The 11,914-nt window shown below is 67.3% G+C and carries 10 protein-coding genes; 9 read left to right on the plus strand and 1 reads right to left on the minus strand.

Going from position 1 to position 11,914, the window contains the following annotated elements:
* Positions 1-87: 87 nt before the first annotated feature.
* From PWP93_RS17220 to PWP93_RS17245, 6 genes are read left to right on the plus strand one after another with little or no spacing between them, the layout of a single operon-like run.
* Entirely contained in the window at positions 88-2,889 is a 2,802-nt protein-coding gene (locus tag PWP93_RS17220) for a monovalent cation/H+ antiporter subunit A (RefSeq protein ID WP_421045258.1), read from the plus strand.
* A complete protein-coding gene (locus PWP93_RS17225; RefSeq protein WP_421026041.1) occupies positions 2,889-3,266 on the plus strand; it encodes a Na+/H+ antiporter subunit C in 378 nt (125 codons plus the stop codon). Before PWP93_RS17220 ends, PWP93_RS17225 begins: the two co-directional genes overlap by 1 nt.
* Entirely contained in the window at positions 3,263-4,966 is a 1,704-nt protein-coding gene (locus tag PWP93_RS17230) for a monovalent cation/H+ antiporter subunit D (protein ID WP_421045259.1), read from the plus strand. The genes PWP93_RS17225 and PWP93_RS17230 overlap by 4 nt, the downstream gene beginning before the upstream one ends.
* Before the next feature lie 2 nt (positions 4,967-4,968).
* Positions 4,969-5,463 (plus strand): Na+/H+ antiporter subunit E, encoded by a 495-nt coding sequence (locus PWP93_RS17235; protein WP_421045260.1) that lies wholly within the window; start codon positions 4,969-4,971, stop codon positions 5,461-5,463.
* Positions 5,457-5,732, plus strand: a complete 276-nt coding sequence (locus PWP93_RS17240) for a K+/H+ antiporter subunit F (protein ID WP_175196984.1) — start codon at positions 5,457-5,459, stop codon at positions 5,730-5,732. The genes PWP93_RS17235 and PWP93_RS17240 overlap by 7 nt, the downstream gene beginning before the upstream one ends.
* 24 nt (positions 5,733-5,756) lie before the next feature.
* Positions 5,757-6,194, plus strand: a complete 438-nt coding sequence (locus PWP93_RS17245) for a Na+/H+ antiporter subunit G (RefSeq protein WP_421045261.1) — start codon at positions 5,757-5,759, stop codon at positions 6,192-6,194.
* Here the strand turns inward: PWP93_RS17245 and PWP93_RS17250 are convergent.
* The gene (locus tag PWP93_RS17250) at positions 6,182-7,105 is read right to left on the minus strand and encodes a LysR family transcriptional regulator (protein ID WP_421045262.1); all 924 of its coding nucleotides are present in this window, start codon (positions 7,103-7,105) and stop codon (positions 6,182-6,184) included. The genes PWP93_RS17245 and PWP93_RS17250 overlap by 13 nt on opposite strands.
* 169 nt (positions 7,106-7,274) lie before the next feature.
* Here PWP93_RS17250 and PWP93_RS17255 point away from each other — a divergent pair, with 169 nt between their 5' ends.
* From PWP93_RS17255 to PWP93_RS17265, 3 genes are read left to right on the plus strand one after another with little or no spacing between them, the layout of a single operon-like run.
* Positions 7,275-9,422, plus strand: a complete 2,148-nt coding sequence (locus tag PWP93_RS17255; protein WP_421045263.1) for a 3-hydroxyacyl-CoA dehydrogenase NAD-binding domain-containing protein — start codon at positions 7,275-7,277, stop codon at positions 9,420-9,422.
* A 41-nt stretch (positions 9,423-9,463) separates the two neighbouring features.
* On the plus strand, positions 9,464-10,672 hold the full coding sequence (locus PWP93_RS17260) for an acyl-CoA dehydrogenase family protein (protein ID WP_421045264.1): 1,209 nt from the start codon (positions 9,464-9,466) through the stop codon (positions 10,670-10,672).
* Positions 10,673-10,693: 21 nt separating this feature from the next.
* Positions 10,694-11,830: an acyl-CoA dehydrogenase family protein gene (locus tag PWP93_RS17265; RefSeq protein WP_421045265.1), complete on the plus strand. Its 1,137-nt coding sequence runs from the start codon at positions 10,694-10,696 to the stop codon at positions 11,828-11,830.
* Positions 11,831-11,914 lie beyond the last annotated feature (84 nt).

The raw sequence follows: 11,914 nt of genomic DNA on the forward strand, positions 1-11,914 counted from the left end.
TCGCGCACGCCTGCCCAGCCTCACCCGCGCCACGCGGGCAGTCCACGTCCTCAACCCGCACGCAGCGAATTTCCCGGAGGAAGCCGGATGGCATTGGAGTGGCTCGTCGTACTTCCGTTCGTTGGGGCGGCGCTCGTCGCATTCGCGGCCCGGCACGCCCGCGCGCTCGCCACGTGGATCGCGTTCGCGACCGCGCTGCTCGGCCTCGGACTGGTCCTCAGCGAGCGCGTGGGCATGCCCACTTACGGCGTCCTGCAGTGGCGCCGCGAGTGGGTGCCCGAGATCGGCCTCGCGCTTTCGCTGCGCCTCGACGGCCTCTCGTTCATGTTCGCGCTGCTGGTGCTCGCGATCGGCCTGCTCGTGTTCATCTACGCACGCTATTACCTGGCCGGCAGCGACACGCTCCCGCGCCTCTACCTGCTGCTCCTGCTCTTCATGGGCGCGATGCTCGGCGTGGTCCTCTCGAACAATTTGCTGATGCTCGTGATCTTCTGGGAGCTCACGAGCCTCGTCTCGTTCCTGCTGATCGGCTTCTGGCCATCGCGGCCCGATGCACGGCGCGGCGCGCGCATGGCGCTCACCATCACGGGCGCGGGCGGGCTCGCGCTGCTCGCGGCGGTGCTCCTGCTCGGCCACGTATGCGGTAGTTTCGACCTCAACGACGTGCTCGCGCAAAAAGACACGATCCAGCACGACCCGCTCTTTCCGGCCATTTTGGTGCTCACGCTGTTCGCGGCGTTCACGAAATCCGCGCAGTTCCCATTCCAGTTCTGGCTACCGCACGCGATGTCGGCGCCCACGCCGGTCTCCGCGTATCTGCACTCGGCGACGATGGTGAAGGCCGGCATCTTCCTGCTCGCGCGCCTCTACCCGGTGTTCGAGGGCACCGCCTGGTGGGCCTATTCGGCCACGCTCGCCGGGCTCGTCACGCTGGTGGGCGGCGCGTCGATGGCGCTGTTCCAGCGCGACATCAAGGGGCTGCTCGCCTACTCGACCATCAGCCATCTCGGCCTGATCGTGCTGCTGTTCGGCCTCGATACGCAGCTTTCCACCGTGGCCGCGCTCTTTCACACCGTCAACCATGCGGTATTCAAGGCCTCGCTTTTCATGGCCGCCGGCATCATCGACCATGAAACCGGCACGCGCGATCTGGGCCGCCTGCGCGGGCTCGCGAAGTACATGCCGCACACCGCCGTGCTCGCGGGCGTGGCCTCGCTCGCGATGGCGGGCGTGCCGCTCCTGAACGGCTTTCTCTCGAAGGAAATGTTCTTCGGCGAGACGCTCGCGCAAGGCATGTTCGGGCCATTCAACTGGGCGATTCCCGTGATCGCGATCGTGGCCGCCGCGCTCTCGGTGGCATACTCGCTGCGCTTCGTTTGGGGCGTGTTCTTCGACCACGCGGCGCCGCGCGACCTGCCGCATTACCCGCCGCACGAGCCGCCGCGCTTCATGAAGCTACCGGTCGAGATTCTCGTGGTGGTCTGTTTGCTGATCGGCCTGTTTCCGCAGCGGATCATCGGCAGGATGCTGGAATCGGCGGCGTGGTTCACGCTCGGCGGCAAGCTGCCCGCGTACAGCCTGAGCCTGTGGCACGGCGTGAATACGCCGTTGGTCATGAGCGTGGTGTCGTTCGCGGCGGGCGCGCTGCTGTTCGTGCTGCGCCGCGACGCGTTCCGTCATCATCGATCGATGCTCTCGGACATGAACGCGAGCGAAGGCTTCGACCGCCTCATCCAGCGCCTGGAAAAAGGCGCGGGCGTGGTGGTGCGCGTGTTCGAGACGCGCTCGCTGCCCGACTATCTCGCGTGGATGATCGCGGCGATGATCATCGTGCCCGGCACCGCGTTCGTCGCGCTGGGCGCGTGGGGCGGCGACTTCGTGCGCCTGCCCGTCGACACGATCACGCTGTGCGGCCTCGTGCTGATGGCGCTGCTCGCCGTGGGCGTCGTGATGGTGCGCACGCACACGCTCTACGCGCTCGTGATGCTGAGCACCTGCGGGCTGCTGGTGACGCTCGCGTTCGCGCGCTTTTCCGCGCCCGATCTCGCGCTCACGCAGGTCTCCGTGGAGGTGGTGACGGTGCTGCTGCTGGTACTGGCCATCTACTTCCTGCCCAACCTGCAAACCGCCATCGAGCCGATTCCCGCGCGCATGCGCAACGGTGCGCTCGCACTCGCGGGCGGCGCGCTGCTAGGCAGCGTCGCGTACCAGGTCATGACGCGTCCGCCCGCGCAAGGCATCGCGCCGTACTTCCTCGCCAACGCGCTGCCCGGCAGCGGCGGCCACAACGTCGTGAACGTGATCCTCGTGGACTTCCGCGGCTTCGACACCATGGTCGAGGTCAGCGTGCTCGTGGTCGCCGGCCTCGCCGTGAAGGCGCTCTTGCGCGGCCTGCGCCTGAAGGCGCCCGACACCGGGCCGGGCGGTCTGCCGTGGTCGTCGCAGTCGCATCCGCTGCTGCTCGCGATTCTCGCGCGCCTCATGCTGCCGCTCACCGCGCTGGTGGCCGTGTTCGTGTTCCTGCGCGGCCACAATCTGCCCGGCGGCGGCTTCATCGCTTCGCTCATTCTTTCGGTCGCACTGCTGCTCCAATACGTAGCGAGCGGCGTGCTATGGACCGAATCGCGCATCCGCATCAACTACCGCGCGCTCGCGGGTCTCGGCATTCTCGTTGCGGCCGCAACGGGTCTGGGCAGCCTCGTCTTCGGCTATCCATTCCTCACCAGCGCGTTTGGACATCTGCATCTACCGCTCGTCGGCGAAATCGAGCTGAGCACGGCCATGCTGTTCGATCTCGGCGTACTGGGCGCGGTGGTGGGCACGACGCTCACGATCGTTTCGCACCTGGGCGTGCGCGACAAGGACCTGCAGTCCGTGGAGAAAAGCTGATGGAAGCCGCCTTCGCTGCCGCAATCGGCGTGCTCTGCGCGTGCGGCATCTACCTGTTGCTGTGCGCGCGCGTGCTGCCCGTGATCCTCGGCATCACGCTGTTCTCGTATGCGATCAACCTGTTCCTGCTCGGCATGGGGCGGCTCGCCACGGGCCAGCCGCCCGTGATCGCCGGCGCGGCGGATAGCGCGGCCCGCTACGCGGACCCGGTGCCGCAAGCGCTCGTGCTCACGGCCATCGTGATCGGCTTCGCCATGACGGCGTTTACCGTGGTGCTCGCGCTGCGCTCGCTGGCGCTCACCGGCAGCGATCACGTGGACGGGGAAGGTGGCGAGGCCAATCCGCAGGGCAACGACGGGGAGACGCGCGGCGCATGAACCACGCCCTTCTGCTCCCTATCCTGATCCCGCTGTTCGCGGCGGGCGCCATCGTCGCGCTGCCGCTTCGCGCCAAGCGCTTGCAGCGCGCGCTCAATGCGGCCGCAACCGTGGCGCTGCTGCCCGTCGCAGGCGTGCTGGCCGCGCGCGCGGCGCAAGGCGGGATCGCGAGCTATGCGCTCGGCGCATGGCCCGCGCCATTCGGCATCGTGCTGCAGCTCGACCGCCTTGCCGCGCTCATGCTGCTCCTGACCGCCGTGCTGGCGTGCTGCTGCCTGCTGGGCACGTCGAGCGCCGACGCACGGCGCGGCCGCTATTTCCGCGCACTGTTCCAGTTCGAGCTGATGGGCCTGAACGGCGCGTTCCTCGCGGGCGACATGTTCAACCTGTTCGTGTTCTTCGAGCTGCTGCTGATCGCCTCGTATGCGCTGCTCCTGCATGGCGGCGGCACGCGGCGCGTGCGCAACGGGCTGCACTACCTGATCATGAACCTCGTGGGCTCGTCGTTCTTCCTGATCGCGCTGGGCGTGCTGTACGGCATCACCGGCACGCTCAACATGGCCGACATGGGCGAGCGCCTCGCGCACCTGAACGCCGGATCGCTGCCGCTCGCGCAGTTCGCCGGCGCGACGCTCATGCTCGTGTTCGGCCTGAAGGCCGCGGTGTTTCCGATGTCGTTCTGGCTGCCCCAGGCGTACCGCAGCGCGATTGGCCCGGTGGCGGCGCTGTTCGCGATCATGACCAAGGTGGGCATCTACGCGATGCTGCGCTGCGACGTACTGGTGTTCGGCGGCGGCAGCGGCAACGGTGGCGTGCTCGATGCGTTCATGCACGACTGGGTATGGTGGCTCGCCATTGCGACCATCGCGTTCGGCGCGCTGGGCGCGCTCGCCGTGTCGAGCCTGAAAACCACCACGGGCTATCTCGTGCTGGTTTCGGTCGGACTCCTGATTGCAGCCGTCACGCAGCAAACGCCGCTGGCGTGGAGTGCGCTGCTCTACTACCTGATCAGCACGACGCTGTGCACGGGCGCGCTGTTCCTGCTCGCCGATACGCTGGAGCCCGAGGCCGCCATGGCGTCCCACCCGGCGCACGCAGCGAACGCCACAGAAGGCACGAACAGCGTCGAACCTGGCTCGCTCGAAGCGCTCGACGACGCGGCAGCAGCAGCCATCTCGCCCGAGACGCACCGCGAAGCACCCGCTACGGCAAAGGCGAGCGCGCCGCAACGCATCGAACAGGCGCGCGCTCCGTGGCCTTCGAACGCCGCCGCCCTGCTCTATCTCGCCGCTGCAGTGGGCGCAGCGGGCCTGCCGCCGCTCTCCGGCTTCCTCGGCAAGGCCATGGTGCTCGCGGCCACGCCCACGCACGAGGCGGCCGTGCTATGGCCCGCCGTGCTGGCCTCGAGCCTGCTGCTGATCGTCGCGCTGAGCCGCACCGGCACGCGCCTGCTGTGGGCCGAGCCCGCCGCGCGCGCCGCCGCCTTCGCGCCCGCTTGCGCCTGCCAGGGCAGCGCGGCCAAGCTCGCGGCCTGCGCGCTGCTGCTCGCCTGCGTGGCGGCGGCCACGCTCGGCGCGGGGCCGCTGCGGAAGTATCTCGACGCCACCGCCGCACAACTGTTCGACCGCGACGCCTACGTGCGCGCGATCCTGAGCACGCCCGCACGTGCGCCGGCGCCCACCCAGACCAACGGGAGCTGACGATGCTAAAAAAGCTCTTTCCGCACCCGTGGCTCACCGTCGTGCTGCTCGTCTGCTGGGTGCTGCTCATGAACGATGTCTCGCCCGGCAATCTGCTGCTGGGCGCGGTGCTCGGCACCGTGATCTCGTTCTGCGTGGCCAGGGGGTTGTGGCTGCAGCCGGTGCGCTTCGGCAAGCCGTGGCTGCTCGTGCGCCTGTTCGTGCACGTGCTGATCGACATCGTCGTGGCCAACGTGGAAGTCGCGCTGCTGGTGCTCGGCCCCACCAGGCGCCTGCGGCCCGCGTTCATCGACGTGCCGCTCGACAGCACGCACGAAATCGCGCTCACCATGCTCATCAGCATCGTGTCGCTGAGCCCGGGCACGCTGTGCGCCGAACTCAGCGACGACCGCACGCGCCTCATCGTCCACGTGCTAGACCTCGACGACGAAGCGGCGCTGGTCGCGCTCATCAAGTCCCGTTATGAAGCCCCGTTGATGGAGATCTTCGCATGCTAGCCATCGTGATCCCGGTCTCGTTCGCGATCCTCGGCATCGCCTTCCTGCTCACGCTCGTGCGCCTCGTGCGCGGCCCCTCGCTGCCCGACCGCATCGTCGCGCTCGACACACTCAATGTGAACGCGATCGCGCTGATCGTCGTGTACGGCATCAGCCTGCGCTCGACGGTGTTCTTCGAAGCCGCGCTGCTCATCGCGCTGATGGGGTTTGTGGGCACTGTCGCGCTCACGAAGTATCTGCAGCGCGGCGACATCATCGAACTGAACTGACTGAACTGACGAAAAGGCCAGCCGATGCAAACCGTTGTCGAAGCAATCGTGAGCGCGCTGCTGCTGATCGGCAGCCTGTTCACGCTGATCGGCGCGATCGGGCTCGCGCGCCTGCCCGATTTTTTCATGCGCCTGCACGGGCCGACGAAGTCGACCACGCTAGGCGTGGGCGGAATCGTGCTCGCCTCCGTGATCTATTTCAGCACGCACAACAATTTCGCGAGCCTGCACGAGTTGCTGATTCCCGCGTTCCTGTTCCTCACCGCGCCCATCAGCGCGCACATGCTCGCGAAGGCCGGCATCCAGCAGCGCGTGCGAGTCACGGCGGCCACGCGCGGGCGCCCGCCCACGACCGGCGCGTGCGCGCAACGTGGCGACACGCGCGAGACGCACGAAGCGAGCGATGACGATGAAGCCGCGCAACCCTCGCGCGCGCCAGGCAAACCCGCTCAGGACATCTGATCGCCAACGACAGCGCCGCGCCCGCTCTTGCGCGCCTCGGTCAACACGTAGTCGATGAAGGTCGAAGCCGCGCGCGTATGGTGGCGGTTGGGCATGTAGAGCAGGTACATATGCGTGCCGAAGATGCTCAGCCGCCACGCGTCGAGCGAGGTCACGACCAGGCCGTTGCGCAGGTCGTCGTGGACCACGTAGTCGGGCACGATGCCCACACCCAGCCCCTCCAGAATCGACTGGCGCAGAAACAGAAAATTTTCCGAAATGATCGACGGTTCGAGCAGCACCTCGTGCCGTTCCTCGCCGAGGTAGCCCGCGAGGCGCAGTTGCCGCCCCACCACCGTCGCGGTAATGACTGGCGCGCGCGCGAGGTCTTCCAGCGTTTCTGGCATGCCGTGCTCCGCGGCCCAAGGCGCCGACGCGCACGCGACATATCGCACCGCGCCCATGTCGCGCGCCACGAGATTCTGCGGCGGCTCGTGCATCACGCGCACCGCGATGTCCACTTCGTCGCGCAGCAGGTCTTCCACGCGGTTCTCGAACATCACGTCGAGCACGATGCCCGGATACAGGCGCTTGAAGCGAATCAGCCACTCGGACATCACGAGCTGCCCATAGCCGCTCGGCACCGATAAGCGCACGCGCCCCTGGAGGCTTTGCCCGAGCGTGGAAACCGACTCGTGCGCCGCGAGCAGCGCGTTCTGGATCGCGCGTCCGTGTTCGTAGAGCTTCAGGCCGATCTCGGTGGGCTCCACGCGGCGCGTGGTGCGCCGCACGAGTTGCAGGCCGATGGATTTTTCGAGGTGGTTGAGGTGGTAGCTCACATTCGCGCGGCTCATCTTGAGACGCCGCGCGGCCTCGCTCAGGTTGCCGGCGTCGAGGATCTCCACCAGCAAGGTCAATGAATTGACGTCCACGATCGACCTCATTGTCAAATAATCTTTGACAGCATGTCAATCAACCATGGGATTGTCAATTGGCGCTGGCATCCACAGAATGAAGCCCACATTGGAGAACCGCGATCCTGGCCGGCCAGCCGCCGGCCGGCCACCGATCAGGCACCCTATTCTTCTGGAGACATCCCTCATGGCAATCGACACGGCAGCTCCCTCCTCCGCTTTTTCCCCGGTTAGTCACGAACTGCGCGGCAAGGTGCTGCTCGTCACCGTCGACAATCCGCCCGTGAATGCGCTGGGCGTGGACGTGCGGCGCGGTCTTGCCGCCGCCATCGAGCACGCCGAGGCGAATGCGGCCGTGCAGGCCGTGCTGATCGTCGGCGCGGGGCGCAACTTCATCGCCGGCGCGGACATCCGCGAATTCGGCAAGCCGCCGCAAGCGCCCGCGCTGCCCGACGTGGTCAACCGCATCGAGGGCTGCCACAAGCCGGTGATCGTGGCGATTCACGGCGCGGCGCTCGGCGGCGGACTCGAAGTCGCGCTCGCCGCGCACTACCGGCTCGCGGTGGCGGGCGCGAAGCTCGGCCTGCCCGAAGTCCAGCTCGGCCTCCTGCCCGGCGCGGGCGGCACGCAGCGCGCGCCACGCCTGATCGGTGCGGAAGCCGCGCTTTCGCTGATGCTGAGCGGCCGCCACGTGGGCGCGCAGGAAGCGCTCAAGCTCGGTCTGGTCGACCGTGTGGGCGCGAGCGACGACATCCTCGCCGAAGGCCTCGCCTATGCGCAGGAACTGCTGGCGAATCACGCAAACTCGCATGCCCTTGTGCGCCGCACGCGCGACGCACAAGGGCTCGCCGACCGCGCCGCCGCGCAAGCCGCCATCGTCGCCGCGCGCGCCGACACCGAGAAGAAGTCGCGCGGCCTGTTCTCGCCAATGAAGATCGTCGATTGCGTGCAGGCCGCGCTCGACGAATCGTTCGAGGAAGGTCTGCGCTTCGAGCGCAAGCAGTTCCTCGCCTGCCTCGAAAGCCCGCAGCGCGCGGGCCTCATCCATGCGTTCTTCGCCGAGCGCGAAGTACAGAAAGCGCCTGAAACGAAGCGCGCCGCGCCGCGCGCGATCGACACCGTCGGCGTGATCGGCGGCGGCACGATGGGCGCGGGCATCGCCGTGGCCGTGCTCGACGCGGGCCTGCCCGTGACGATGATCGAGCGCGACGACGCCGCGCTCGCCCGCGGCCGCGCGCATGTGGAGAAGGTCTACGACGGCCTGATCGCCAAGGGCCGCATGAAGCCCGAAGCGAAGGCGCAGATCCTCGCGCGTTTGAACGGCAGCACCGCGTACGATGCACTCGCGAATGCCGACCTCGTGATCGAGGCCGTGTTCGAAGACATCGCCGTGAAGCAGGCCGTGTTCGCCGGGCTCGACCGCGTCTGCAAGCCGGGCGCGGTGCTCGCGACCAACACCTCGTATCTCGACATCGACGCCATCGCGGCCAGCATCGGGCGTCCGCAAGACGTGGTGGGCCTGCACTTCTTCTCGCCCGCGAACATCATGAAGCTGCTCGAAGTCGTGGTGCCGAAGGCCGTCAGCCCCGATGTGGTGGCCACCGCGTTCGAGCTCGCGAAGAAGCTGCGCAAGGTGCCGGTGCGCGCGGGCGTGTGCGACGGCTTCATCGGCAACCGCATCCTCGCCGTGTACCGCACGGCCGCCGATCATCTGATGGAAGACGGCGCCTCGCCGTACCAGATCGACCGGGCCGTGCGCGAATTCGGCTTCCCGATGGGCCCGTACCAGGTGGTCGATCTCGCGGGCGGCGACATCGGCTGGGCCACGCGCAAGCGCCGCGCGGCCACGCGCGACCCGAACGCGCGCTACGTGCAGATCGCCGACCGCCTGTGCGAGCGCGGCTGGTTCGGCCAGAAAACGGGCCGTGGCTTCTACCTGTACCCCGAAGGGGCACGCGCGGGCACGCCCGATCCGGAAGTGGAAGCCATCATCGCCGCCGAGCGCGAGCGCGCCGGCATCAAGCCGCGCACGTTCAGCAACGAGGACATCATGCGCCGCTACATGGCCGCGATGATCAACGAAGGCGCGAACGTGGTGCACGAAAAGATCGCGCTGCGCCCGCTCGACGTGGACGTGACGCTGCTGTACGGCTATGGTTTTCCGCGCTATCGCGGCGGCCCGATGAAATATGCCGACACCGTGGGCCTCGCGAACGTGCTCGCCGACATCCGCGAATTCGCGAAGGAAGACCCGCTGTTCTGGCGTCCTTCGCCGCTGCTCGTCGAACTGGTCGAGCGCGGCGCGGACTTCGCGAGCCTCAATCACATCGACTGAACACGGCCTGCGCTCATGCGGGGCAGCAAGGAGCAAGACTCATGGATCTGAAATTCACCGCCGAAGAAGAAGCCTTCCGCAGCGAAGTGCTCGACTTCCTGCGCGAGCGCCTGCCGCAGCGGGTGGCCGAAAAAGTGCGCAGCGGCAAGCACCTCACGCGCGATGACATGGCCGCGTGGCACGCCACGCTCAACGAAAAGGGCTGGCTCGCGAATCACTGGCCGAAGGAGTATGGCGGCCCGGGCTGGAGCGCCGTGCAGAAGTTCATCTTCGAGAACGAATGCGCGATTGCGGGTGCACCGCGCATCGTGCCGTTCGGCGTGAACATGCTAGGCCCCGTGCTCATCAAGTACGGCAACGAGGCGCAAAAACGCCACTGGCTGCCGCGTATTCTCGACGGCTCGGACTGGTGGTGCCAGGGCTATTCGGAGCCGGGCGCGGGCTCGGATCTCGCCTCGGTGCGCACGAGCGCCGTGCGCAAGACCGACGCGAGCGGCGACTACTACGTGGTGAACGGCCAGAAGACGTGGACCACGCTCGGCCATTACGCGAACATGATTTTCTGCCTCGTGCGCACCGCCACGGACGTGCGCAAGCAGGAAGGCATCAGCTTCCTGCTGATCGACATGAACACTCCCGGCATCGAGGTTCGCCCGATCATCACGCTCGACGGCGAACATGAGGTAAACGAAGTGTTCTTCACCGACGTGCGCGTGCCGGCGGAAAACCTCGTGGGCGAAGAGAACAAGGGCTGGACCTACGCAAAATACCTGCTGACCTACGAGCGCACCAACATCGCGGGCGTGGGCTTTTCGGTGGCCGCGCTCGCGCGCCTGAAGCGCGCCGCGCAACAGGTCACGCGCAACGGCAAGCCGCTCGCGCAGGACCCGCAGTTCGCGGCACGCATGGCCAAGGTCGAGATCGACCTGGAAAACATGAAGACCACGAACCTGCGCGTGATCGCAGCCGTGGCGGGCGGCGGCGTGCCGGGCGCGGAGAGCTCGATGCTGAAGATTCGCGGCACCGAGATCCGCCAGGAGATCTCGTCGCTGCTGCGCCGCGCGATGGGCCCGTACGCAGCGCCCTTCGTTGAAGAAGCGCTGCAGGAAGGCTACGAAGGCGAGACCATCGGCCCCGACGAAGCCGCCAGCGCCGCCGCGCTTTACTTCAACAACCGCAAGCTGTCGATCTTCGGCGGCTCCAACGAGATCCAGAAGAACATCATCTCCAAGATGATTCTCGGTCTTTAAGAAAGTAAGAGAGACCCGGTCATGAACTTCCAGCACACCGAAGACCGCCGCATGCTTGCGGACACGCTCAATCGCTTCATCGCGGAGCAATATGGTTTCGACGCGCGCGACAAGATTGCGCGCTCCAGCGAGGGCTTCAGCCCCGACATGTGGCAGCGCTTCGCCGAGCTCGGCGTGATCGGCGCACTGTTCGACGAAGCCGTTGGCGGATTCGGCGGCCAGGGCTTCGATGTGGCCGTCGTGTTCGAATCGCTCGGGCGCGGCCTCGTGGTCGAGCCGTTTCTCGATACGCTGATCGTGGGCCGCGCGCTCGCGCACGCGGGCAGCGAGGCGCAACGCGCGCGCATCGCGTCGTTCATCGACGGCTCGCAGATCGCAGCGCTTGCGCACGACGAACCGGGCTCGCATTACGAAGCTTCGCGCGTCGTCACGCGCGCCGAAAAGCACGCCGACGGCTGGGTGCTGCAAGGCGCGAAAGGCGTCGTGCAGCATGCTGAACATGCGCACGTGCTGCTCGTTTCCGCTCGCGTCGCAGGAAGCGAATTCGACGAAGCCGGCATTGCGCTCTTCCTCGTGCCGCGCGACGCGAAGGGCGTGAGCGTGCGCGGCTATGGCAAGATCGACGGCGGACGCGCGGCGGAAGTCACGCTCGATCATGTGACACTCGGCGCCGACGCGCTCGTGGGCGCGCAAGACGCGGGCTTCGCGACGCTCGAGCACGCGCGCGGCTACGGCCTGCTCGCGCTCGCTTCGGAAGCCGTGGGCGCGATGGACGTCGCGCGCGATCACACGCTCGAATACCTGCGCACGCGCAAGCAGTTCGGCGTGCCCATCGGCAGCTTCCAGGCGCTGCAGCACCGCATGGCCGACGTGCTGCTCGAAATCGAGCAGGCGCGCTCTGCCGTGATCAACGCGGCGGCCGCCATCGACGCACCGCGCGTGCCGCGCGAGCGCGCGCTTTCGGCGGCGAAGTACTCGATCGGGCGCATTGGCGCGCGCGTAGCCGAAGAAGCCATTCAACTGCACGGCGGCATCGGCATGACGTGGGAGCTGCCGCTCGCGCACTACGCCAAGCGCCTCGTGATGATCGACCATCAGCTCGGCGACGAGGATCATCATATCGCGCGCTACATCGCGCTGGAATCCACCGCGGCATGACCGTTGCGAGGGCCGACGGCCGCCTTCCCATGGCGGACATGCGCGGCGCGGCCTTTCATTCACAACGAACCTGGAGTGCCTGCT

This window comes from Paraburkholderia sp. A1RI-2L (genome assembly GCF_048957375.1).
In the GTDB taxonomy this organism is placed as follows: domain Bacteria; phylum Pseudomonadota; class Gammaproteobacteria; order Burkholderiales; family Burkholderiaceae; genus Paraburkholderia.